16 protein-coding genes and 1 tRNA gene are annotated in these 24,723 nt (G+C 61.7%); 9 read left to right on the top strand and 8 right to left on the bottom strand.

Annotated features, from left to right (window positions below; genetic code table 11):
* Positions 1-7: 7 nt before the first annotated feature.
* The 5 genes from B5E43_RS05875 (at position 8) to ptsP (ending at position 6,498) form a co-directional block, all read left to right on the top strand.
* Positions 8-2,434 (top strand): O-antigen ligase family protein, encoded by a 2,427-nt coding sequence (locus B5E43_RS05875; protein WP_087394560.1) that lies wholly within the window; start codon positions 8-10, stop codon positions 2,432-2,434.
* A gap of 155 nt (positions 2,435-2,589) precedes the next feature.
* Positions 2,590-2,664 (top strand) — tRNA-Thr (locus B5E43_RS05870).
* Entirely contained in the window at positions 2,626-3,723 is a 1,098-nt protein-coding gene (locus tag B5E43_RS05865; RefSeq protein WP_343214274.1) for a transketolase, read from the top strand. The genes B5E43_RS05870 and B5E43_RS05865 overlap by 39 nt, the downstream gene beginning before the upstream one ends.
* A 1-nt stretch (position 3,724) precedes the next feature.
* On the top strand, positions 3,725-4,669 hold the full coding sequence (locus B5E43_RS05860; RefSeq protein ID WP_087394559.1) for a transketolase family protein: 945 nt from the start codon (positions 3,725-3,727) through the stop codon (positions 4,667-4,669).
* An 86-nt stretch (positions 4,670-4,755) separates the two neighbouring features.
* Positions 4,756-6,498, top strand: a complete 1,743-nt coding sequence (gene ptsP, locus B5E43_RS05855) for a phosphoenolpyruvate--protein phosphotransferase (RefSeq protein WP_087394556.1) — start codon at positions 4,756-4,758, stop codon at positions 6,496-6,498.
* A 70-nt stretch (positions 6,499-6,568) separates the two neighbouring features.
* Here the strand turns inward: ptsP and B5E43_RS05850 are convergent, their stop codons facing one another.
* The 6 genes from B5E43_RS05850 to B5E43_RS05825 form a co-directional block, all read right to left on the bottom strand.
* Positions 6,569-7,270: an ABC transporter ATP-binding protein gene (locus tag B5E43_RS05850; protein ID WP_087394639.1), complete on the bottom strand. Its 702-nt coding sequence runs from the start codon at positions 7,268-7,270 to the stop codon at positions 6,569-6,571.
* An 8-nt stretch (positions 7,271-7,278) separates the two neighbouring features.
* Complete coding sequence (locus B5E43_RS05845; RefSeq protein WP_087394554.1) at positions 7,279-8,157, bottom strand: ABC transporter ATP-binding protein; 879 nt, start codon at positions 8,155-8,157, stop codon at positions 7,279-7,281.
* Positions 8,154-9,221, bottom strand: coding sequence for a branched-chain amino acid ABC transporter permease (locus tag B5E43_RS05840; RefSeq protein WP_087394637.1), 1,068 nt, complete (start codon positions 9,219-9,221; stop codon positions 8,154-8,156). The genes B5E43_RS05845 and B5E43_RS05840 overlap by 4 nt, the downstream gene beginning before the upstream one ends.
* Before the next feature lie 10 nt (positions 9,222-9,231).
* Positions 9,232-10,149, bottom strand: coding sequence for a branched-chain amino acid ABC transporter permease (locus B5E43_RS05835; protein ID WP_087394635.1), 918 nt, complete (start codon positions 10,147-10,149; stop codon positions 9,232-9,234).
* A gap of 173 nt (positions 10,150-10,322) precedes the next feature.
* Positions 10,323-11,549 carry an ABC transporter substrate-binding protein gene (locus B5E43_RS05830; protein WP_087394553.1) on the bottom strand — a complete coding sequence of 409 codons (1,227 nt, stop codon included), beginning with the start codon at positions 11,547-11,549 and terminating at the stop codon, positions 10,323-10,325.
* A 483-nt stretch (positions 11,550-12,032) separates the two neighbouring features.
* Complete coding sequence (locus tag B5E43_RS05825; RefSeq protein ID WP_087394552.1) at positions 12,033-13,238, bottom strand: aminotransferase class I/II-fold pyridoxal phosphate-dependent enzyme; 1,206 nt, start codon at positions 13,236-13,238, stop codon at positions 12,033-12,035.
* A gap of 228 nt (positions 13,239-13,466) precedes the next feature.
* Here B5E43_RS05825 and B5E43_RS05820 point away from each other — a divergent pair, with 228 nt between their 5' ends.
* Genes B5E43_RS05820 through B5E43_RS05805 form a run of 4 tightly spaced genes read left to right on the top strand, consistent with a single transcriptional unit; the run spans position 13,467 to position 19,806 of the window.
* On the top strand, positions 13,467-14,114 hold the full coding sequence (locus tag B5E43_RS05820; protein ID WP_087394550.1) for a TetR/AcrR family transcriptional regulator: 648 nt from the start codon (positions 13,467-13,469) through the stop codon (positions 14,112-14,114).
* Positions 14,108-15,505 carry a TolC family protein gene (locus tag B5E43_RS05815; RefSeq protein WP_087394549.1) on the top strand — a complete coding sequence of 466 codons (1,398 nt, stop codon included), beginning with the start codon at positions 14,108-14,110 and terminating at the stop codon, positions 15,503-15,505. Before B5E43_RS05820 ends, B5E43_RS05815 begins: the two co-directional genes overlap by 7 nt.
* Before the next feature lie 18 nt (positions 15,506-15,523).
* Positions 15,524-16,714 carry an efflux RND transporter periplasmic adaptor subunit gene (locus B5E43_RS05810; protein ID WP_087394548.1) on the top strand — a complete coding sequence of 397 codons (1,191 nt, stop codon included), beginning with the start codon at positions 15,524-15,526 and terminating at the stop codon, positions 16,712-16,714.
* Positions 16,715-16,719: 5 nt separating this feature from the next.
* The gene (locus B5E43_RS05805; protein ID WP_087394546.1) at positions 16,720-19,806 is read left to right on the top strand and encodes an efflux RND transporter permease subunit; all 3,087 of its coding nucleotides are present in this window, start codon (positions 16,720-16,722) and stop codon (positions 19,804-19,806) included.
* A gap of 61 nt (positions 19,807-19,867) precedes the next feature.
* Here B5E43_RS05805 and B5E43_RS05800 read toward each other — a convergent pair whose 3' ends face one another.
* Together B5E43_RS05800 and B5E43_RS05795 are read right to left on the bottom strand one after the other, a co-directional pair.
* Complete coding sequence (locus tag B5E43_RS05800) at positions 19,868-22,249, bottom strand: hypothetical protein (protein WP_087394544.1); 2,382 nt, start codon at positions 22,247-22,249, stop codon at positions 19,868-19,870.
* Positions 22,250-22,268: 19 nt separating this feature from the next.
* Positions 22,269-24,512, bottom strand: a complete 2,244-nt coding sequence (locus B5E43_RS05795) for an MMPL family transporter (protein ID WP_087394542.1) — start codon at positions 24,510-24,512, stop codon at positions 22,269-22,271.
* Between the last annotated feature and the right edge of the window lie 211 nt (positions 24,513-24,723).

The following is a 24,723-nucleotide window of genomic DNA, read 5'->3' as shown; positions in this document are numbered from 1 at the left end:
AACGATTTTGGGTGAGAGCCGAAAGCGAGGACAGAGGATGGCGGTGGTGCAGGACCGCCGCGGCAATTGGTTCCCTGTGATCCTGCCGCTGATCTTATTTTTAACGGTGACCGCCATCAGCGGACAGTTTGCCGTGGCCTTTGTGGTAGTGGCCCTGATTCTGGCCGTGGGACGGGAGCCTATGGCCCTGCTGGGGCAGCGGGCCAGCCTGCTCACGGCCGGTGTGGTGGTGTACAGCGCCTTGTACCTGTGCTCCGGACTGTGGTCCCACTTTGGGGCCTATGCCAGGGAGGAGAGCATCAAGGCCCTGGTGGCGCTGGCCCTGTTTGGGCTGGTCCTGGCCCGGGTACGGAAGACCGGGGTGCGGGGGCTGCTGTGGAGCCTGAACGGGGTGCTGGCCCTGGTGGGCCTGCTGTGCATTGACGCCTCCTCCTGGAAGGTGCTCAGCGGCCTGCTTTCCAAGCTGATGGGCCTGTTCGCCTCCCTCTATGATCCCGCCACCATGGGCTACGAGGTGGGCGTTCGTATTACCGGTATTTACTCCAACGCCAATGTCTCCGCCGGTATGCTGGCCTTTGGTTTGATCCTGTCCCTGTACCTCCTCCAGAACGAGGAGAAGGAGAAGGGCCGCCTGCTGGCCGGTCTGACCCTGGGCATTCAGGCCCTGGCCTTCTTCCTCTCCTTCAGTATGGGCGCTATGGGAGCCTTTGCAGTGACCTGTCTGGTGTACCTGGTGTGCGTGGGAAAAGAAGGACGGCTGCGCCTGTTTTTCCTGATGGTAGAGTCGGTACTGGTCACCCTGGTGTGTGCCTTCGTGGCCTATCCCATGCTGGGGAAGACGGGAGCCGGAGCTCTGCTGCCTGTGGCGCTGGCCCCGGTGTGCGGCCTGGCCATCTGGGCCCTGGACCGCTTTGTGGACCTTCCCCTGGCTGCCGCCATGGCTAGCAAGGGGAAGGCTGTGGGCATCGCCATTGGAGGGCTGATTGCGCTGATGTTGGTCTACGCGGTGGCCGCCATGAACATCACCGGCGGTACCACCCTGACCGCGGGGACCACCCTGTCCCGGGCGGTGGCTCTGGAGCCCGGCGAGTACCAGGTGGAGGAGATGAGCTGGGAAAACCCCGTCCAGGTGCGTGTTTACAGCCAGAATGAGCAGGAGCTGATGATGCACACCCAGACCCAGCTGTACACCGGAGATCTGGCCGAGGCTACCTTTACCGTCCCCCAGGGGTCCCGTGTGGTGTGGTTTGAGATGCGGGGGGAGGGGGACCTGGACCAGGTCATTCTCTCCGGCGGCACCAAGGTGCCTCTGGGCTATCCCTTGCTCCCCGGCTTTGCCGCCAACCGTCTCCAGGCCCTGTGGGCCAACCAGAACTTTATCCAGCGCCTGGTCTTCTTTCGGGACGGCTTAAAGCTGTGGAGCCAGAGCCCCTTCATCGGCTGGGGCGCCGGAGGCGTGGAAGGCCAACTGACGGCGGTGCAGAGCTTCTACTATGAATCCAAATATATCCACAACCACTTGATCCAGATTATGGATGAGGCGGGCATGCTGGGCCTGGCCGCCTTCCTGTTTTTGCTGGGCGGAGCCATCTGGACGCTGGTAAAGCGCTGGAAGTGGGACCGGGACCCCCTGCTGCCCATGCTGGCTGCCTGTCTGGCCATGATGATCAGCCACTCCCTCACGGAGGTGGTCTGGTCCACCCAGATGTACCAGGTAGTGGTCTTTACCCTGTTTGCCGCCCTGATTATCCACAATTCCGACCCCGAAATCCGGGTCAGCCAGGCAAAGCAGCGGGGGACCGCTGCGGCGGTCTGCGGAGTGACGGTGCTCTTTACCCTGCTCCAGGCGGGCAGCATTGCGGCGGCCTACCAGTTTGCCGGTCTCACCCAGGCGGGCAACCTGACGCCGGAGCAATTTGTGGACAAGATGGGTATGGTGGATTTCCTGGAGGTCTACGATGACACCACCTACAAAGTAAACCGCATGGCCAACGCCCTCCAAACCGGGCAGACAGGGGTTGCCACCCGCTGCGCCCAGGATCTGATGGCCAAGGAGGAGTTTGACGCCTGCTACTACGCCGCTGCCTACTACTATCTGCCCATGGGACAGCTGCCGGAGTATTTCCAGGCCACTTGGGTGGGATTGAAGCAGGAGGCGTCCAACACCGACGCCTGGAACAGCATTTTTAACCTCTACCGTCAGGCCTTTGCCCAGCTGACCGGGGAGCACATGGAGGAGTATATCTCCGGCGTGTGCCAGACCGGAGAATGGCTGGACGAGATGAATGTGGGGCGGATGGAGGAGATCTCCCTGACAGAGGAGAACCAGCTGCTGCTGGATGGCGCCCGCCAGGCTCAGAGCACGGGCCTGAGCGGTCAGAACGCCTACGATTTGCTCAGTCTGGTGCTGGAAGGCGTGCAGACGGAATCTTGAGGAAAAGAAGAGGGACGGCGCGGGGAGCGCCGTCCCTTTCCTTCCGGGGGCGGCAGGGCCGGAGTCCCTGGGAACAGGGAAAAAGGGCCATTCGCTCTTGACGAGCGGGGCGTTACCGGATATAATAATATCCAGCCGTCCCCCAAAATGAATAAGCTACTGTGGCTCAATGGCAGAGCACATCACTCGTAATGATGGGGTTGTGGGTTCGATTCCCACCAGTAGCTCCACGCCGGAGTAAGCGATGTCACGCTTGCTCCGGTGTTTTTCTACTCAGGAGTAGTGAAATGGGGAAGACGGCTACAAGAAGGACATGGAGAGGCGGGAAAAGGTCGGAGAGGTTCTTGCACTTTGCCAAGGTGTGTTTTATAATAATACCCAAGGAAACCTGGCAGGACTGCAGTACCGCTGCAGTGCTGAACAACTGTGAAAAGGAGCACGCTATGACAACCAACGAAAAAAAGCAACTGATGGCTACGGCCTGTAAGGTGCGTATGGGAGTCATCGAAGGGACCCATGCGGCGAAGGCCGGGCATCCGGGGGGCAGCTTGTCCGCCGCGGACCTGTTTACTTACCTGTACTGCAAGGAGCTGAACGTGGACCCCAGCAACCCCAAGTGGGAGGACCGGGACCGGTTCGTCCTCTCCAAGGGACACACCGCCCCCGGCCTGTATGCCGCTCTAGCTCAGCGGGGCTTCTTCCCTGAGAGTGACCTGCTGACCCTGCGCCACATCGGCAGCCATCTCCAGGGCCACCCCAATATGAATGAGACACCCGGTGTGGACATGTCCACCGGCTCCTTGGGCCAGGGCGTGTCTGCCGCAGCTGGTATGGCGCTGGCCGCCAAGTACCAGGGCAAGAGCTGCCGGGTCTATACCCTGCTGGGTGACGGCGAAATTCAGGAGGGCCAGGTGTGGGAGGCCTTTATGTTTGCCCACCACTATAAGCTGGACAACTTCTGCGCCATCATTGACAACAACGGCCTGCAGATCGACGGCCGGGTGGCCGACGTCATGTCTCCCTATCCCATTGCGGAGAAGCTGCGCGCCTTCGGCTTCCGGGTGGCGGAGATCGACGGCCACGACTTTGACCAGCTGGAGGCGGCCTTTACTCTGGCCCGCGGGACCAAGGGCTGCCCCTTTGCCATTGTCATGAAGACCACCAAGGGCAAGGGCGTCAGCTACATGGAGGACCAGGCCGGCTGGCACGGCAAGGCCCCCAACGATGAGGAATACGCCCAGGCCATGGCGGAGCTGAAGGCTCAGCTGGCAGAAGTGGAGGGGATGTAAGATGGCAGATGTGAAGAAAATTGCCACCCGGGACAGCTACGGAAACGCCCTGAAGGAGCTGGCCCAGGAGCACGACAACCTGATCGTGTTTGACGCCGATCTGGCGGGCGCCACCAAGACCGGGATTTTTAAGAAGGCCTTCCCCGACCGCCACTTCAACTGCGGCATCGCCGAGAGCAACATGATCGCTGTGGCGGCCGGCGCCTCCACCATGGGACTGGTGCCCTTCGCCTCCAGCTTTGCCATGTTCGCCGCCGGGCGCGCCTTTGAGCAGGTGCGCAACTCTGTGGGCTACCCCCACCTGAATGTGAAGATCGGCGCCACCCACGGCGGTATCTCCGTGGGCGAGGACGGCGCCTCCCACCAGTGCTGTGAGGACTTTGCCCTCATGCGTTCCATCCCCGGCATGGTGGTCATGTCCCCCGCCGACGACGTGGAGGCCCGGGCCATGGTGCGGGCCGCCTATGAGTATGTGGGCCCGGTGTACATGCGCTTTGGCCGTGCTGCCGTTCCTGTTTTCCATCAGGAGGAGGGCTACTCCTTCCAGATTGGCAAGGGCGAAGTGCTGCAGGACGGCTCCGACGTGGCCATCATCGCTAACGGCCTGATGGTGGCGGAGGCCATTGAGGCGGGCAAGGCCCTGGCCGAGGCCGGGATCTCCGCCCGGATCATCAACATGGCCACCATTAAGCCCCTGGACGAGGAGCTGGTGCTGAAGGCCGCCCAGGAGTGCGGCAAGATCATCACCTGTGAGGAGCACTCCATCCTGGGCGGCCTGGGCGAGGCCGTATGCGGGGTGCTCAGCGAGAAGTGCCCCACCCCGGTGCGGCGCATCGGCGTCAACGACGAGTTTGGCCACTCCGGCCCCGCCGCCGCCCTGCTCAAGCAGTTTGGGCTGTGCGCCGACCATATTGTGGAAGTGGCAAAGGACTTCTGCGGGAAATAAAACAGGAGGGGCTGCCGCGGTTGCTGCGGCAGTCCCTTTTTTGATTCATAGGGTTACGGGATCAGGGAAGGGACGAGGTGAGAGACATGGCAAAGGTTTATCAGGGCACTCCAGTCTCCCCCGGTGCTGCGCTGGGACGGGTCAAGCTGCTGTGCCGGTCCCGTGCCGCCCTGCCCCAGCAGCCGCCCGCCGACCGGGCGGAGGAGGCAGAGCGGTTTCGGCGGTGCTATGCCCAGGCGGTGGAGGAGACGCGGTCCCTGGGCCGCCGGGCGTTCAAGCAGATGGGGGCGGAGGAGGCTGGGATTTTGGATACCCAGCTGGCCTTCCTCCAGGACCGGGAGTCGGTGGAGCAGCCCATTGAGCGGGCCATCACCCAGGAGGGGCTGAATATGGCCCAGGCCATTGATAAGGTACTGGGGGAAATTGCCCAGTCCTTTCGCTCCCTGGAGGATAGCTATATGCGGCAGCGGGCGGGGGACGCGGAGGATATCCGCCGCCGTCTGCTGGACTGTGTCCTGGAGGACCCGGACGACCGCTGGGACCAGCTGCCACCCGGAACGGTGGTGGTGGTCAAGGAGCTCTCCCCCTCCGATACCGTGCGCCTGGATCTGGACCATGTGTGTGCCATTGTGACCCAAAAGGGAGGCTATTCCTCCCATGTGGGCATCATCACCCGCAGCCGAGGCATTCCCTCTGTGTGCGGACTAAAGGGTATTGAAACGCTGCTCCGGGAGGGGCAGGAGGTGCTGGTGGACGGCGATGAGGGGACGGTCACCGCGGACCTGGATGAGAAGGAGCGGGAGCGATTCGTCCAGCGCCGGGACTGGGAGCGGGAGCTACAGGCCCGGCTGGAGGTCTTCCGCTATGCCCAAAGCCGGTCGGCCGACCAGGTACAGGGGCATATCTATGCTAACATCGGGGAGCAGGGACAGTCTGCCCTAGCCCTCCAAGCGGGGGCCGAGGGAGTAGGTCTGCTGCGCAGCGAGTTTTTATATCTGGACTGTCCCGCCTTGCCGGGGGAGCAGGCCCAGTTCCGAGCCTACCGGGAGGCGCTGGAGGGGATGGAGGGCCGGCCGGTGCATATTCGCACGCTGGATATGGGCGGGGATAAGGAACTGCCCAGCGTGCCCCTGGACCGGGAACGCAACCCCTTTCTGGGCTGCCGGGCCATTCGGCTGTGCCTGAGACAGCCAGAGCTGTTCCGTACCCAGCTGCGGGCCCTGCTGCGCTCAGCCAGCTATGGGGATCTGGGCATTTTGTTCCCCATGATCTCCGGGCTGGAGGAGCTGCGCCAGGCCAAGGGGCAGTTGGAGTTGGCCCGCAGGGAGCTGGAGGAGGAGGGGACCTTTGTTCCTCCTGTCCGGGTGGGAATCATGGTGGAGATCCCCTCCGCTGCCCTGATGGCCCACCGTCTGGCCAAAGAGGTGGACTTCTTTTCCATTGGCACCAATGATCTCGTTCAGTACACCCTGGCCTGTGAGCGGGGCAATCCGGCAGTGGAGCACCTGTATTCCCCCTGCCACCCTGCTGTGCTGCGGCTGATGAATATGACGGCCCAGGCGGCCCGTCAGGCGGGGATTCCCTGCGGAATCTGCGGAGAGGCGGCCGCCGACCCCCTCCTGCTCCCTCTGTTTTGGGGGATGGGGTTGCGGGAATTTTCCATGGCGCCCCGGGCTATTCCTCGAATCCGGGCGGTGCTGGCCCACCTGGACACACCCCACTGCCAAGAGCTGGCCCGAAAGGCTCTGGACTGTGGGGAGGGGGAAGAGGTGCTGGCGCTTCTCCGCCGGGATATGGGGGAGCGGATGGCTGGAGCAGAGAAAGGATAAGCGAATAAAAAAGAGCCGGACGGAATCATCCGTCCGGCTCTTTTTTAATTTTAGAGAGAATGTGCGGAGATCAGCCGCCCAGATAGGCCTTTTTCACGGCCTCATCCTTCAAAAGCTCTGCCCCGGTGCCGGTGGTGACCACCTTGCCGGTCTCCAGCACGTAGCCCCGGTGGGCGACCGACAGGGCCATCTGAGCGTTTTGCTCCACCAGCAGGATGGTGGAGCCCTGCTTGTTCAGGTCCCGGATGATGTCGAAGATCTGCTCCACCAGAATGGGGGCCAGACCCATGGAGGGCTCATCCAGCATCAGCAGCTTGGGATGAGACATAAGAGCGCGGCCCATAGCCAGCATCTGCTGCTCGCCTCCAGACAGGGTGCCCGCCACCTGGCGGCGGCGCTCCTTCAGCCGGGGGAACTGGGCGTAGACCATTTCCAGGTCCCGGTCCACTCCGGAGGAGGGCTGGGTAAAGGCGCCCATCTCCAGGTTTTCCTCCACCGACATCTGAAGAAAAACTCGACGGCCCTCAGGGACCTGGGCCAGGCCCTGGCCTACCAGCAGGTGGGGGTGGGTGTTGCTGATGTTTTTCCCCTGGAAAATGATGGAGCCGGTGCGGCTGCGCAGCAGGCCCGAGATGGTCTGGAGAGTGGTGGTTTTTCCCGCACCGTTGGCGCCGATGAGGGTGACGATCTCCCCCTCATCCACGTAGAAGGAGACATTTTTAATGGCGTGGATGGCTCCGTAATAGACGTTCAGGTCCTCCACGGTGAGCATAGCCATAATTATTTGCCTCCTTTCTTGTTGCCCTTGTTGCCCTTGTTGCCCTTGCCCAGGTAGGCCTCAATGACCACCGGGTTGTTTTTGATCTCGTCGGGGGTGCCCTTGGCAATGATCTGACCGAAGTTCAGCACACAGATGCCCTCGCAGATGCCCATGACCAGGTTCATATCGTGCTCGATGAGCAGGATGGCGATGTGGAAGGTGTCCCGAATCTTGACGATGTTCTCCATCAGGTCGGCGGTCTCCGAGGGGTTCATGCCGGCGGCGGGCTCGTCCAGCAGCAACAGAGAGGGGTTGGTGGCCAGGGCCCGGACGATCTCCAGCCGGCGCTGGGCGCCGTAGGGGAGGGAGCCGGCCTGGTGGCCCGCCAGGTCCTCCATGCCGAAGATGGACAGCAGCTCCATGGCGCTCTCATGGGCCAGCTTCTCCTTCTTCCAGTAGCTGGGCAGGCGGAGAATGCCGTCCCACATGGGGTAGCGGATCTGATTGTGGAGGCCAATCTTGACGTTGTCCTCCACGCTGAGCTTGTCAAACAGGCGGATGTTTTGGAAGGTACGGGCAATGCCGGCCCGGTTGACCTGGACGGTGTTCATCCGGGAGGTCTCCTGGCCGTCGATGAGGATGGAGCCCCGGGTGGGCTGGTAGACCTTGGTCAGCAGGTTGAAGACGGTGGTCTTGCCCGCGCCGTTGGGGCCGATGAGGCCGGCAATCTCCGTGCGGCCGATGGCCATGTTGAAGTCCTTCACCGCCGCCAGGCCGCCGAAGTCAATGCCCAGGTGACGGCACTCCAGAATGGGGCTCTGGCCGATGTCGCGCTCGGGAATCTTATTGGTGGAGGGAACGGGTACCAGCTTGACCGGCTCTTTGGGTAGTCTGCTCATTGCTCCTCTCCTCCTTTCCCGGCCTTCAGCCGCTGAATCAGGCGGCTCAGGCCGCTTTGAATGGTGGGGTTGTTGGTGGCCAGCATGACCAGAATCAGCACGATGGCGTATACCAGCATGCGGTAGTCGGCAAATTCACGCAGGGCCTCGGGTAGGATGGTCAGAGCGGCGGCGGCAATCACCGTGCCCCACATATTGCCCAGACCGCCCAGCACCACGAACACCAGGATCAGGATGGAGGTGTTGAAGTCAAACTTGGTGGCGGTAAAGGTGACCTGGCTACAGCCGTACAGGGTACCGGCAGCGCCCGCCAGGGCGGCGGAGGTGACGAAGGCCATCATCTTGTACTTGGTGACGCTGATGCCCACGCTCTCGGCAGCGATGCGGTTGTCCCGGGCGGCCATAATGGCCCGGCCGGCCCGGCTATTCACCAGGTTAAAGACCACAATGAGGGTGATCATCACCAGGATGAAGCCGGCCACAAAGGTGGAGATGCGGGCGGAGTTGTTCACGCCCATGGGGCCCTTGATGAGGGCAATGCCTCCCTCGGCCAGCTGGTTGCGGTCGGTGAGGAAGCTAAACTGTAGCCCGTCCTTGTCCACACCCAGGTAGACGTTGGTGATGATGCTCTTGATAATCTCACCAAAGGCCAGGGTGACGATGGCCAGGTAGTCGCCGTTGAGGCGGAGGACCGGGATACCAATGAGGAAGCCGAACAGGCCGGCCAGCACCGCGCCGAAGATCATGGAGATGGCCAGGCGCAGGGGGGCCAGGGTGACGGAATCCTGGAGGGCAGAGGCCATGGCGCAGCCCATAAAGGCACCGATGCTCATAAAGCCGGCGTGGCCCAGCGACAGCTCGCCGGACACGCCCACCACCAGGTTCAGGGCCAGGGCCACGGTGATGTAGGCGCAGATGGGGATGAGCTGGCCCTCCAGCACGGCGCCCACGCCCCCGTCCTTAAAGACCCGGAGGGACTGGACGATGACAAAGGCCACCACCACCATAGCGTAGGTCAAAAAGCTGGTGCGGGTGGATTTTTTCATGGTTTTCAAGGATGTCATTCCGGCCACCTCACACTTTCTCCCGCACGGTCTTGCCCAGCAGACCGGCGGGTTTGACCAGCAGGATGACGATCAGCACACCAAAGACCACGGCGGTGGACAGTTGGGTGGAGATGTAGGCGCTGGCGAAGATCTCAATGATGCCCAGGAGCAGTCCCCCCAGCAGGGCCCCGGGGATGGAGCCGATGCCCCCGAAGACCGCGGCGGTGAAGGCCTTGATGCCCGGCATGGAGCCGGTGGTGGGGGTGAGGGTGGGGTAGGCGGAGCACAGCAGCACCCCGGCGATGGCGGCCAGGGCCGAGCCGATGGCAAAGGTCATGGAGATGGTGCGGTTGACGTTGATGCCCATGAGCTGGGCCGCTCCCTTGTCCTCGGACACCGCCCGCATGGCCTTGCCCATCTTGGTCTTGTTGGTAAAGAAGGTCAGGGCCAGCATGATGACCACGCAGGCCACGATGGTCACCAGGATGACATGGGAGATGGTGAGGGGACCTGCTTGAACCTGGCCGCTGCCCACGATGGGGGAGAAGTATTTGGGGCTGGAGGTCCACAGCAGCTGGGCCGCATTCTGGAGGAAATAGCTCACGCCGATGGCGGTGATGAGCACCGCCAGGGAGGGCGCCTGGCGCAGGGGCTTGTAGGCCAGTCCCTCAATGACCACGCCCAGGACGGTACACACCACCATGGACAGCAGCACCCCCGCCAGGGCGGGCGCCACCGCGGCGGCCAGGGCCTGGGTCTCCGGGTCAAACATGGCGCCCACACGGTTCATGGTGAAAAAGCATATATAGGCCCCCACCATGATCACGTCGCCGTGGGCGAAGTTGAGCATCTTGGCGATGCCGTAGACCATGGTGTAGCCCAGGGCGATGATGGCGTAGATGCTGCCCAGGCTCAAGCCCCGGATCAGGTAATCCATCAGGGTCAAGAAATCCATGTCGTCACTCCTTTTTTCTCTCTCCGGACCCATGGGAAAACAGCCGCAGTCTCCGGCCCCTTTCCCATGGGCCCCTGCTCACTCCATTTAAAATAGGGGGCAGAGGGCTGCCGGCTCCGGCAGCCCTCTGTGGTTGTCAGTATTGATTGGGGTGGGGCGGAGGATCAGTCCATGCCCACGTAAGCGCCGTTCTGGATGACCATGCCCTTGGGGCTCTTGGACACCGCGCCGGTGCTGTCCCAGGTGATACCCGCGCCGTCGCCGGTCAGACCCTCAAAGGTGATGGTGGGGAAGACCTCGATGAGCTTGGTGCAGATGTCCTCCGCGCTCATGTCGGGGGTGCAGCCGGCGGTCTCCAGGGCCTGCTTGAGAGCGTAGACACAGTCATAGGCGTCGGCAGCGAACTGGTTGGGTACCTCGCCGTACTGGGCCTGGTACTTCTGGACAAAGGCCTGGGTGGCCTCATCCTGGGCGTCGGCGTTGAAGGGGGTCAGCAGCATGACGCCCTCGGCCAGAGCGGGATCAAAGCCGTCCACGGTGAGGATGCCGTCCATGCCGTCCACGCCGAAGATGGCGGGGTCATAGCCCATGGCGTTGGCCTGGGACAGGATCAGAGAGGCGGCATCATAGTAGATGGGCAGGAAGAGCAGATCGGCCCCGGCCTGCTGGGCCTGAGTGAGCTGGACGGTGAAATCGGTCTGGCTGTCGGTGGTGAAGGTGGCGTCGCCCACCACGTTCAGGTTCAGAGCCTCAGCCTCAGTCACGAACTGGTCCTTGATGCCGGTGGAGTACACGTCGTCGTTCTTCCAGATGATGAAGACCTTCTCGCCCAGGTTCTGCTCGGAGATGTACTGGGCGGAGGCCAGGCCCTGGTTGGGGTCGGAGAAGCACATCTGGAAGACGTTGTCCTTGCTCTCGATGACGGCGGGGGAGGAGGCGGAGGGGGTCAGAGCGAAGATCCGGTCCTCATAGTTCAAAACCGAGGTGGCCTCGCCGGGCTTGGAGGTGACGGAACCCAGGGAGATCTGCATCCCCCACTCCTTCAGGGTGTTGTAGGCGTTGACGGCCTTCTCGGCGTCGTGGACGTCGTCCTCATAGCGCAGGGTGAACTGGATGTCGCCGCCCGCTTCCGCGATCTCGTCCACGGCAATCTGAGCGCCCCGCTGGGCAGCCAGGCCGTAGATGGAGGCGCCGCCGGTCAGGGGACCGGTGCCGCCCAGCTTAAAGGTGGTGCCGTCGGCAGCGGAGCTGTCAGAACCGGTGGAGCTGGCGCTGCCGGCAGAACCGGCGGAACCAGTGCTGCTGGCAGAAGAGCCGGAGTCGCCGCCGCAGCCGGCCAGCAGGCTCACAGACAGAGCGCCGGCCAAAAGCATGGCAAGATACTTTTTCATCTTCATTTACCTCCTTGGTATATTTCAACTAGGCGGGCCTGGAGCTGCCCGCGGACCGGAAAGACGCAAAGGAAATTTCCGATTTGCTGCCCATTATATGGGCGGGACACACAAATGTCAATCGGAAAAATACACAAGGCGGGAGAGCAAGGCTAAATCCGTTCCCGCCCGCGTCCGGTTCGCCGGACAAAAGCCGGGCCGCACCGGGCAAAAATTCCCGGAAAATCGGGAAACTTCTGCCGTTTTTCCTACAATAAAGCATGTGGAGGCGGAAAGAATATAAACTTTGATACAATTGAAAGAAGAAATCCGCCCAAAACAGGGGAGCGGGGAAAAAGCTGTGCAGATTGACGGAAGGATGGGCGAGGAAAGAAAAAAACTTGCGTAAAAAACAGGGGGGAGCGGCCTGATTCAGGGCCGCTCCCGTGGGAGACAGGAAAAATATGCAAGAAATGGCCGGCAAGCCGCCATTTTACTCCGCCATCAGCCCTGGGGATGGAAGACGTAGCGGTCCAATCGGTTCAGGGCTTCCTGGAGCTGGGAGAGGGGCAGGGCCAAATTCATACGGATGTGGCAGGGACCGTGGAAGGCGCGGCCGTCCTGCCAGATGACGCCCACCTCGACCCCCGCCCGGAGCAGCTCGTCCAGGGTGCGGCCGTGGTCGGCGCACCACTGGGTGCAGTCCAGGAAGAGCATGTAGGTGCCCTGGGGCTTGAAAAGGGTCACGCCGGGGAAGTGGGTGGTGATGAAGTCATAGGCATAGTCCACGTTGGTGGTGAGCACCTGGCGCAGCTGCGTCAGCCACTCCTCCCCCTCGGGGCAGTAGGCCCCTATGAGGGCGTGCATGGACAGCAGGTTCACCGAATTATAGTGGGTGAGGGAGGCCTCCTTTTCCAGGCGGTCCCGGAGACGGGGATTATAGACAATGTGGTAGCTGCCCACCAGGCCCGCCAGGTTAAAGGTCTTGGTGGGGGCATACAGGGCAATAGTCCGCTGCCGGGCATCCTCTGACACCGACTGGGTGGGAGTGTGGTGGTAGCCGTTGAGGAGCAGGTCCGACCAGATCTCATCGGAGATGACCATGACGTCGTTAGCCTTGTAGACCTCCATGGCCTTTTCGATCTCCCAGGGCTCCCAAACCCGGCCGCTGGGGTTGTGGGGGGAGCAGAAGATGGCGGTGCGGATCTTATGCTCCTTCAGCTTCCGGTCCATGTCGGCAAAGTCCATCCGCCAGACCCCAGCTTCGTCCAACACCAGGGGGCTGTGGATGAGCTGATAGCCGCAGTTGGTCATGCTGTTGGTAAAGCCAATATAGGTGGGGGAGTGGACCAAAACCTTGTCGCCCCGGGAACAGAACACACCAAGGGCGCTGATCAGGCCGCCCAACACGCTGTTTTCATAGCCAATGTGCTCCTTTTCCAGGCCCTGGACCCCGTTGCGCTTCTGCTGCCAGCGGATGATGGCGTCATAATATTCAGAGGAGGGATTGAAGTACCCGAACAGAGGGTGCTCCAGCCGCTTGGCAATGGCCTGGGGAATGGTGGGGACGGTGGCAAAGCTCATGTCAGCAATCCACATGGGGATGGGAGAAAACCCCTCCTTTACCTGGGCGCCCGGAATGGGAATTACGTCCACCGCCCGGCTGCTGGTGCCGGAGCGATCAATCACAGTGGTAAAATCGTACTGCATAGAGGCCTCCTTATCTTGTCACGGTGGTGGGCGGACAGAACAGCGGTCCGCCCTGGAATACCTTAATTATATAAGGACATCCGTTCTCTGTCAAAGCCAATGAAGATGGAAGGGGAAGAATATTAACGCAACTTTAACCAAATTTATCATTGACAGGGGGAAGGGGGATGCGTATAATTTGTGACAGACTGTCATAAGCGACAGATTGTCACAAATGGGAGGGGTCCTATGCCCAGCAGTACCTTTTTCCGCCTGCCGGAAGAGAAGCGGCAGCGTCTGGTAGAAGCGGCCTGGGAGGAGTTTTCCAGGAGCAGCTTTGCCGATGCGTCCATTAACCAGATCATTCATAACGCCCATATCCCCAGAGGGAGTTTTTATCAATATTTTCAGGACAAGGAGGACCTGTTCTGGTATCTGATGGGGAGTATGCGGGAGTATTTTGCCCATGCCATGCAGGAAATTCTTCAGGACGTGGAGGGAGATCTGTTTTCCATGTCCCTGCGGGCTTTTGACCGCTTTGTGGGCCGGAGGGGAATCACAGACCCTGTGATGAGCCGGTGTATTCAGGTAATGCGGCTGAACCAGGGGATGGATTTTCACCACTTTCTGGCCAATGAGCCCGGTCTGATGCCCGAACAGATGCGGCAGCTGAGTGTGGCGCGCCGTCTGCGAGAGCAGGACCCGGAGTTTTTGAATCAGGTCTTTTTTATGATTATCGCTCCCTTGGCCTATGCCATTATGGAGACCCTGCGGGACCCGGAGCAGTGGGAGCGGCAGCGGGAACTATTGAGGAAACGGGTTGAAATTGTGAAATTGGGGAGCCTGGAACCGGACCAGCGCCCCGGCCATGCCATAGAAGGAGGAAGCCAATGTTGAAGCAGAACTGGAAGGTGTTCGCCCTGACCGCCGCGCTGGCGGCTGCTCTGTGCGGAGCTACTGCTCTGGCTGCCGATCTGGGTGAGGATGTCCAGGCGGAACCGACGGCTGGACAGGAACGGACCCAGGTGGAGAACCAGGAGGCGCAAGGGCTGGAGACCGACGCTCAGACGAAAGAGACGGGCAGCGAGTCGGAGGAGACGGATGTGGCCCCTGAGGAGCTGGTACCCGACCCGGTGGGGACGGTGTCCTTTGCCAACTTGGACAGCCGCCTGCGGGAGAACAACCTGAATTTGCTGGCCCTGGAGGAGAACATCGCCGCTTTGGAGGTCATCGACTACGACAAGATGCGGGAGCAGATGGTGGACTCCCTCAACACAATTGCCAAGCAGATCGATGCGATCAGTTCTACGGGGGACCTCCTGGCACAGATTCCCCAATATGATTTTACGGATGAAGACATGCTGATTATCAATATGGTTTCCACCTCCTCCAGCACGTCCCTGCAACAGAGCTATAACTCCATGAGGGATACCTTTGAGGATCTGAAGGACGGCAAGCTTCAGGAGGACAACGAGGCCATTATCCGCCAGCTGCGCAACGCCCAGGACCAGGTGGTGATGGCCGCCCAGTCCATGTATGTGGCCCTGGCGGAGATGGAGCTCAACGACGCCTCCCTGGACCGCACCCTGGCCGCCCTGGACCGCACCGTGGAGGAGATGGAGCTGCGCTACGACCTGGGGCAGATCTCCGCCCTTACCCTGGAGCAGACCAAGGCGGGGAAGTCCACCGCGGTGAGCGGCAAGGAAACCCTGGAGATGAACATTGCCAACTACAAATATCAGCTGGAGCTGATGCTCGGCGCCCAGCTCTCCGGGACCATCCAGCTCCAGCCCCTGCCCCAGGTGACCGGACAGGACCTGGAGGCCATGGATCTGGAGGCCGACCTGGAGCAGGCCAAGGCCAACAGCTACCAGCTCTTTGCCGCCCAGCGCACCCTGGAGGACACCAAGGAGAGCGCCAAGGAGTCAGCCAAGGGCTATATGGAGAATACTTACCAGTACAAGGCTGCCCAGCACCAGCGCCAGGCGGCGGAGTATACATACAACGCCACGGTGCAGAGCTTTGAGATGAGCTTCCGTACTCTGTATAACCAGGTCAAGGACGACTGGCAGGTCCTTGCCGCCGCCCAAACCGCACTGGCCTGTCAGCAGGATACCTACGCCTCCATGCAGCTGAAGTACGAGCAGGGGAGCCTGTCGGAAAATAAGCTCAAGGACGCCGCCGACGAGGTCAGCGCCGCCCAGGATACGGTGGACAGCGCGAAAATCAGCCTGTTCTCCGCCTACAACAACTACCGCTGGGCCGTGGACTACGGCATTTTGAACTGATTATTAGGAGGAGCAACCATGATGGCTCATCAAACCAAAACCCATTTCCGAATCCTGGCCCTGGGCGCCGCCCTGGCCCTATCCCTCACCGCCTGCGGCAGCCAGACCGGCTCCGATGCCTCCTCCTCCCAGGCCGGCACCCCCGCCGGGGTGGCCGTCCAGGTGGAGCAGGTGGAGGTCAGCTCCATCTCCACCGAGAACAAGGTCTCCGGCAAGGTGGTCTCTGATAACGAGAGCTCCGTCTACATCTCCACCAGCGCCAAGTGTACCGCCGTCTATGTGGACGCGGGGGACCAGGTCACGGCGGGGCAGAAGCTGTGTACCCTGGATCTGGACAGCACCCTGTCCTCCTATAACGCTGCCAACATCAGCTACAATTCCTCCGTCCAGAGCTACCAGGACCAGAAGGCCGTTCTGGACAGCCAGGTGGCCCTGTATGAGAAGACCGTCAACGACCTGAAGGCTCTTAAGGAGATCGGGGCGGCCTCCCAGCTGGAGATCGACCAGGCCCAGCTGCAGCTGGACTCCGCCCGGGCCACCCGCAACTCCACCCTGGCCCAGCTGGAGGCGGGGATGCAGAGCGCCAAGGCCAACGTGGAGCAGCTGTCCACCGTGCTGGAAAATGTGGATGGACAGGGCAATGTGATTGCCCCCATCTCGGGTACCCTGGTCTCCCTGTCCGCCGTGGAAAACGGTATGGTCTCTCCCTCCATGCCCGTGGCCGTCATCGACGGGGTGGACCAGATGAAGATCACCGTTTCCGTCTCCGAGGCCCTGGTGCCCAAGCTGGAAATTGGGGACGAGGTGGACGTGACGGTCAGCGCCGTGGGAGCTTCCTTCACCGGAACCATCCGGGCGGTGGAGCAGGCCGCCAACGCCCAGACCAAGCTCTATAACGTCACCGTCTCCGTACCCGCTGAGGTGTCCGGCCTGCTCTCCGGCATGTTTGCCGACGTCACCTTCCGCACCGACACCTCCGACAACACCATCGTCATCCCCTCCGAGGCCATCCTCACCAGCGGTTCTACCCAGTACGTCTATGTGGTGGACGGGGACCTGGCCAAGTATGTGGAGGTGACCACCGGCCTGACCGGAAACGGTGTCACCGAGATCACCTCCGGCCTGACGGAGGGCCAGCAGCTGGTCACCGTAGGCCAGTCCTATCTGGCTGACGGCGATCCGGTTCGGATTGTATCCGGGGAGGGCTGACGCCCATGAGCAGCGCAAAGTTTTTTATTCAACATAAAGTGGCCACTCTGCTGGCCGTCATCCTTATCGTGATCTTCGGCGTGATGTTCGGCACCCAGCTCCAGATGGCCCTGATGCCCGACATTGAGGCCCCCATGGCTGTGGTGGTGTGCTACTACAACGGCGCCAGCCCCAGCGACATGGAGGAGCTGGTCACCCGGCCCTTGGAGGGCGCCATCATGTCGGTGCCCGGCGTAGACTCCGTCCAATCCACCTCCGCCGACAGCACCAGCCAGATCATGATCACCTATGTGGAGGGCACCGACCTGGACATCGCCGCCACCAAGCTGCGGGAGAAGTTCAACGCTGTCTCCCTCCCCGAGGACGCCATTGACCCGGTGATTATGAACATGAACATCAGCGAGCTGATGCCCACCGCCATCATCGCCCTTATGGGGGAGGACCTGGGGGAGCTCCAGGCCCTGGCCGACGACGTGGTGGCCCCGGCCCTGGAGCGCATTGACGGGGTGGCTCAGGTGAGCGTCAACGGCGGCGTGGAGCAGCAGATCGCCGTGGAGCTGGACCCCACCCGCTGCGAGGGCCTGGGACTGTCCAACTCCTATGTGGCCCAGTTCCTGGCCGGACAGAACCTCCTCTACCCCGGCGGCGAGCTGCAAAATGGCTCGAAAAAGCTCACCGTCTCCACCGACGCCAAGTTCCAGACGGTGGACGACGTAGCCAATATGCTCCTCACCCTGCCCACCGGCGGGACGGTGCGCCTGTCTGAGGTGGCCGACGTCACCCTGGAAAACACCGACCCCAGCGCCGTGGCTAAGGTGGGGGACACCGCCTGTGTCATCCTCCAGATCTCCAAGCAGTCCTCCGCCAACGAGGCCGCCGTCTCCGACGAGGTGGCCCAGCGTATGGAGGAGCTCAGCCAGGACAATCCCAGCATTCGCTACACCACACCCTATCTGGCCAGTGAGTACATCGACCTGTCGGTGGAGGCCGCCTTCCAGAACATCCTCCAGGGCGTGTTCCTGGCCGCCCTGGTGGTACTCCTCTTCCTGCGCCGCTGGGACGCCACCGTTACCATCGCCATTTCCATGCCCGTGTGTATTCTGTCCGTTTTCATCCTCATGCACGTGCTGGACCTGACATTGAACATGATGAGCCTGGGCGGCATCGCCATGGGCGTAGGCATGATCGTGGATAACTCCATCGTGGTGCTGGAAAACATCTTCCGCTTCTCCGCCGAGGGGAAGAACCGGATGGAGGCCTGCGTGGAGGGCACCAAGGAGGTCACCTCCTCGGTGGTGGCCTCCACCCTCACCACCCTGGCCGTCTTCGTCCCCCTGGGCCTGACCACCGGCCTGGCCGGCATGATGTTCCGGGACTTCTGTCTCACCATCGCCTCCCTCATCGGGGCCTCCCTCATCATTGCCCTGACCCTGGTGCCCCTGCTGTGCTACTTCATGATGGATGAGGAGAAGATCCGCCGCAAGGCCCTCAAACGCGCCCAGAAGCAGCCCGGTTCCCTGGCGCGGTCTGCAAGTGGACTGGTGCAGCGGATCTACCGGGGCTACATGGCTCTGCTCAATTACTTCATCCGCCACCTGAAGCTGGGCATGCTGGCCTCTCTGGCCCTGGTGGTCATTTTTGCCGCCACCCTGTTCTCCACCAAGATGGTCCTTATGCCCGACATGGACCAGGGGCAGGTGTCGGTGAGCATCTCCATGCCCATCGGCTCTGAGGTGGAGGAGACCTCCGCCATCGCCGACCGGGTGGCCCGCATCGTCCAAAGTGAGGTCCCCGAGCTGGAGGATATGTACTACATCGCCCAGGACGAGTCGGTGACCATGATGGTCAACCTGGTGGACAAGGGCGAGCGGGAGCGGAGCAGCTTTGACGTGGTCAACGACCTGCGCCCCGCCCTCCAGGACATCGCCGGCTGTGAGATCACCGTCAGCGCCTCCAGCTCCATGGGGATGGTGAGCGGAGACGACATCAGCGTGGAGATTACCGGCGACGACTACGACACCCTGGAGATGATCGCCAACGACCTGGTGGACCAGATCGCCGCCCTCCCCGACGCCGTGGATGTGGACACCTCCCTGTCCAAGAAGGTGGACCAGGTGAAGGTGGTCATGAACCGGGAGGCCGCCTCCCAGTACGGTCTCACCGCCGCCAGCGTGGGCGCCGCCGTTCGGGCGGAGCTCACCGGCACCACCGCCACCACCGTCACCATTGACAACAAGGAGATGGATGTCATCGTCCGGGGCGACGGAGCCGCCGCTACCAGCCTGGACGCCCTGAAGTCCATGTCCATCCCCTCCTCCTACGGCGGCAGCGTCCCCCTGTCCTCGGTGGCCGATGTGGTGGTGGAGAAGGCCCCCCAGAGCATCGCCCGCTCCAACCAGTCCCGCCAGGTCACCATCTCCGGCGACACCATCTCCGGCGATACCACCGCCATCACCCAGCAGATTACCACCATTTTGGACGGCTACGCCATGCCCGAGGGCTACACCGCCGAAATCTCCGGCAGCTACACCGACATGATGGACAGCTTCGGTGACCTGCTCCTGGCCCTGGCCGTGGCCCTGGGCCTGGTGTACTTCGTGCTGGCCGCCCAGTTTGAGTCCTTCGCCATGCCCGTCATCGTCATGCTCATCCTGCCCGTGGCCTTTACCGGCGCCCTCTTTGCCCTGCCTCTCACCGGGCGGGACCTGTCCATCATCTCTCTGGTTTCCATCATCATCCTGGCCGGTACGGTGGTCAACTCCTCCATCATCCTGGTGGAGTACATCAAGGTCCGCCGGCGCATGGGCGAGAGTCGGGAAGAGGCCATCCTCCACGCCTGCCCCCTCCGGGTGCGCCCCATCCTCATGACCACCCTTACCACCATCCTGGCCATGGTGCCCATGGCCCTGGCCATTGGAGACACCAACGAGATGATGTCCGACATGGGCGTCACCATGATCTCTGGTATGGTGATCTCCACCATCATCACCCTGGTCTTTACCCCCGTTTATTACTCCGTCATTGATAACCTCAGCCACTTCCGCTTCCGGAAAAAGAAGCAGCCCCAGTCTGAGCCCTCCCTCACGGATTAAGGCCGAACAGAGCAGAAAAAAGCGCCCTCCCATGGGAGGGCGCTTTTGTTATGATTTTTGATCAATGGAACCAGCCGGTGATGGTGTTCCAGATGTCCCGGAACATGTCGGCGATCCGGGTCCAGAGGGTGCCGTTGTCTCCCTGGTCGGCGGCGGGGAACTCCTGGGCCGGAGGGTCCTCCTCCTGGATCTCCTGGGTGCGCATCACATACTGGATGCTGGTGGTGTTCTCATTGCGGGAATCGGTAAGGGAGATGGGCTGGGCCGAGGCATCCATGAGCAGCAGATTGTCCCCCTCCCCGGTATGGCTGTCCCACTCATCCCGGATGAGGGCGTCAATGGTGTCCTTAGCGTTGCGGATGGTGCTGGTCTGCCCCAGCCCCTTGGCCGACTCGCGCAGGGCGGAGGATAGTCCCTCCAGAGCCTGCTTGGTCCCCGCATTCAGGTGGGGGCCGCTCTCCTTGGCCAGGTTTTCCGCGGCCTTGGCCGCGTCCACCAGGGCGGTGATGCTGGTGGAGGCAGAGGAGGCAAAGGTCTTGGCGTCCTCCAGGGCCTGCTGGGCCTGGGGCTCATAGGTGTTCATCAGGTCGGTGAGGGACTGCACCTGGTCTAGGGCGGTGTCCACATTCTCACTGACCCGGATGGCCAGGTCCCCTGCCCGGTCCAGGGAGGACAGGGTGGAGGAGAGGGCACCGCTGTGCTCGTCCAGGTCCTTCATCATGTCCTCCATCAGCTTGGACAGGTCCTCCAGGTCTCCGCTGAGCTTGCCGGAGCCCAGGCTGTTGCACAGGCTCTCCAGCTGCTTGAGGATGGGGGAGGCTCCGTCGTTGACGGCGCCCACCAGGCTCTTAAGCTGGCTGACGGTGAGGTCAAACTCCTTGAGCAGCTGGTTGATCTGCTTGGCCTGGCTCAGCTGTTCCTCAAATTCTGAGGTCTGGGCCTGGACCCACAGCTGGGCCAGAGCGGCGGCCTGGGCAGCGGCCTCCTCAGGGCCGGCTCCGGTGCTCTCCATCAGGTAACTGGTGATAAAGTCCTGGAAGGAGATCACATCCACATACTCCGAGGCCTCATAGGCCGCCCGGAGCTGATTGGCCTGGGACACCAGACGTTCAATCTCCTCCACCGTCTTGCCGTTGATGGTGATGTAGTTCTTGTTGCCCCCCTCCAGACCGGAGATCTGGCTGTCCAGGGAGGAAATTTGGGTGCGGAGGGATTTTAGGGTCTTCTCCAGGCTGCCCAGGCTGGAGCCCAGGGAGGAGAAGTCCTCCGCCAAGTATTTGGCGGTCCGTTTGGCCCGGGAGGGGTAGGACTCCAGCTCGTCCAGCAGTTCCCGCAGCTCCTTGGTGTCCTTTTGCAGCCTTTCCAGGATGTCCCGGGCGTTTTCCACCTCCGGCTTGAGGGAGGTGAGGTTGGCGCTCATCTCATTGAGCAGGGCGGTGGTGTCGGTGAGGGCCTGCTGGGCGGTGGTGAGGTGCTCCTCCATGGGCTGGAGGGACTCTGCCAGCGGTCCGGCGGCATCCAGGGCGATGTCCAGGCTGTCATAGACCTTCTGCTTTCCCGCCGAGACGGTGTCCCGGGCCTTGTCCAGCTCGTCCAGACCGTTGGCGGCGGTGTTGAAGCTGCCGCTCATCCCCTCCAGGGTGTTTAAAATCACATCCAGGCTGTCCTGAATGGCGTTGTAGGAGTCCTCCGTCTTTTCCTTGGCCTCTTTTAAGTCGGCGATCTTGTCCAGCTGGTCCAGCGTAGCGGGCATTGCCAGGAAGATCATGCCCGAGTAGGTAAAGGCGTTGCTGCCCACCGAGAGGGTGAAGTGCTGCTCCTCCCCTGGCAGGACCATGTACAGCACGCAGTACAGGTTGCCGATCATCTGTACCTGGGCGCCGGGAGCCTGGAGGGAGAGAATGTCGTCCCCGTTGAACATGGACACGGCGGTGAGAATCAGGTTGTTCCGGCTGTACTCCGAGGCGTTGGGGTTGGGCAGGGCGTTCAGGGTGATGTCCACCACCCCCTGCTGTCCCGCCAGCTCCTCCGCCTTGGCGGGCACCCCGTTGAGGGAGTAGGACAGGGACAGTGTCCAGGGAAACTCCTCCAAGGGCTTGGTGGTCTTCCCCTCAAAGTAGAAGCGGTTGGGGGCGTCCTCCCCCAGCTGGAAGGTCACCGAGTCCTCGCCCAGGGTGGCCTCCCGGTCGTCGGTGAGGTTGGTGACCTCCTGGTAGACCCCGTAGTCGGTGATGGAGGAGGCCCCGAAGGTTTGGTAGCTTTTGACCACGCTGCTGTCCATCACCCCGCCGTAGTAGTCCAGGGTGGCGTAGTAGGTCTCGTCGTGGGTGGGGGGGAGCTGGGCCTCATCGGCCAGAGCGGCGGGACACAGCCCCGTCAGCAGAGTGAGGGCCAAAGCGGCCGCCCCGCCCCGCCGCACAAGGGCAGAACAATGAAATTTCATGGCAATACACTCCTTTTTTTCAGGACATGGGGCCCACAGGGGTATCCTCCTCGTCCGAGGCCGGTTCCGTTCCCTCCTCCGGTTGGAGAGAGGGTTGGTCCCCGGCGGCAGTCAGGGCTTTTTCCTTCCTGCGCCAGGGCAGGGAGGTATGGGAGGGGGACTTGGGGAGCTTGGGGCGTTTGGAGGCCTTGGGCGCTTTGGGGGTCCGCCAGTGGAGGGTGGTCTTGGCAATGACAGGCTCAAACACCACCAGCACCGAGGGGAGGATGAACATGCACACCAGAGCGGAGATGATGGCCCCCCGGGAGAGCATGAGACATATGCTGCTGACGATCTCCATGGTGGAGATGGCGGCCACTCCCAGGGTGGAGCAGAAAAAGACCAGGGCGCTGGTGAGGATGGAGGTGTCCGCTGCAGTGGCGGCGGCCTGAATGGCCTGTTTGCGGTCCTTTCCCTTCTGCAATTCCTCCTGGAAGCGGGTGGTCATGAGGATAGCGTAGTCCACCGTGGCGCCCAGCTGAATACAGCCGATGACAGTGGGGGCAATGAAGGGAATCCGGGTGCCGGTGAAGTAGGGAATGCCCTGGTTGATGAAGATGGCCAGCTCAATGGTGGCCACCAGCAGGATGGGGATGGAGATGGACCGGAAGGCCAGGGCCACCAGGACCAAAATGGCCAGAATGGACAGGTAGTTGGTGACCTGGAAGTCCACCGCCGAGGTGGAGATGAGGTCGGCGGTCATGGCGGCCTCACCGGTAATGTAGGCTCCGGGGTCGTAGGACCTCACCAGGTCACTGAGTTGCTGCAACTGCTGCGCCACTTGATCGGAGGCGGTGACGTAGGAGGAGTTGACCATCAGCATCTGATAGCCGTCCTGTTTGCACAGGTCCTTGATGTCCTGGGGGATAAAGAAGTCAGGAATGGTGCTGGGGATGAGCTTGTCGTAGGCTACCACGCTGGTAATGCCGGGCAGCTGCTCTATGGACTCCTCCAGCTCCTTCATGGCGGCCCGGCTCAGGTCATCCCGCATGACAATAAAGTGGGAGGAGGCCATGTCAAACTCGTTTTTCAGCTTGTCGGTGGCCACGATGGAGGGCATATCCTGGGGCAGGGACTCATCCAGCTTGTAGTAGACCTGGGTGTGGTTGTTGGAGTAAATGGCGGGGACGAAGAGAAGGAGAAACAGCCCCACAAACCACCGCCGCCGGCGGACAATGAAGGAGTTGAGCCTTTCCATTTTCAGGGTGATGGCGGGATGGCGGTACTTGCGGATGGGGCCGTCCATCACCAGCAGGATGGAGGGGAGCACCAGCACCACGGTGGCGATGCCCAGCACCACTCCCTTGGCCATGACCAGGCCGATGTCCTTGCCCAGGGTCAGGCGCATAAAGCACAGGGCCAGGAAACCGGCGATGGTGGTCAGGGAGCTGCCCGACAGAGAGCGGAAGGCGGAGACGATGGCGGAGGCCATGGCGTCCCGCCGGTCCTCGTGGTGGGGAAGCTCCTCCTGGTAGCGGTCGTAGAGGAAGATGGAGTAGTCCATGGTCACTCCCAGCTGGAGCACCGCGGCGATGGCCTGGGTGACAAAGGAGATCTGACCCATAAAAATGTTGGTGCCAAAGTTATACAGCACCGCCAGACCGATGCTCACCATCAAAGCCACCGGCAGCAGCCAGGAGGACATGGTCAGGCACATGGCCAGAATGGACAGGGTGGCCGCCATGAGCACATACAGGGGCATCTCCTGAGAGATCAGGTCCTTGGTGTCCTTGATGAATACGGAGAACCCGGCCAGAAAGCAGTTTTTGTTGCACAGGTTCCGCACCTGCTGGATGGACTTCATGGTGGCGTTGGAGGCGCCGGGCTGGTCGTACTGCACGATCATCATGGTGGCGTCCCCGGAGAAAAAGATGTCCCGGATATCCTCAGGCAGCAATTCGTTAGGGACCTGGATGCCCACCAGACTGGACAGCCAGATGACGTTGCTCACCCCGGGCACCTGCTCCACCTGCTGCTGCAGCTGGTGGGTGTACTCGGGGGGCATGCCCTCCACAATGAGCATGGTGGTGGCCGCCATGTGGAAGGGCTCCTCCAGCAGGGCCTCCCCCTTGGCGGAATCCAGGTCCTGGGGCAGGTAGGACAGGATATCGTAATTGACCCGGGTAAAGGCCGCCCCCAGTATGCTTGGGATGAGCAGCACCAGGGCGATGGCGATGACCAGCTTGGGCCGGCGGGTCAGCTTATGGGCAATGGTTTCCAGCAAATGGTTCACCCTCTTTAATGGGATACTGACGGGGAGAGGCCCCGTTCCGTTGGTAAATTGTATGCTTCCCCCGGGAGGAAAGTCAACGCGCCGGGGCCATTCCTAATAATCCTTAATAAATGGCCCCGGTGGCTTAATAATTCTTCATGGTCACGGGGAAAGGGGTCTGCTATAATAAGGAAAACAGAACCATTGCGGCGCCAGGAACGCC

The sequence above is a fragment of the Flavonifractor sp. An100 genome, assembly GCF_002161175.1.
Lineage (GTDB): Bacteria > Bacillota > Clostridia > Oscillospirales > Oscillospiraceae > Lawsonibacter.
The sequence above is the reverse complement of the archived record's forward strand: the minus strand, read 5'-3'. Positions and strand labels throughout refer to the sequence as shown.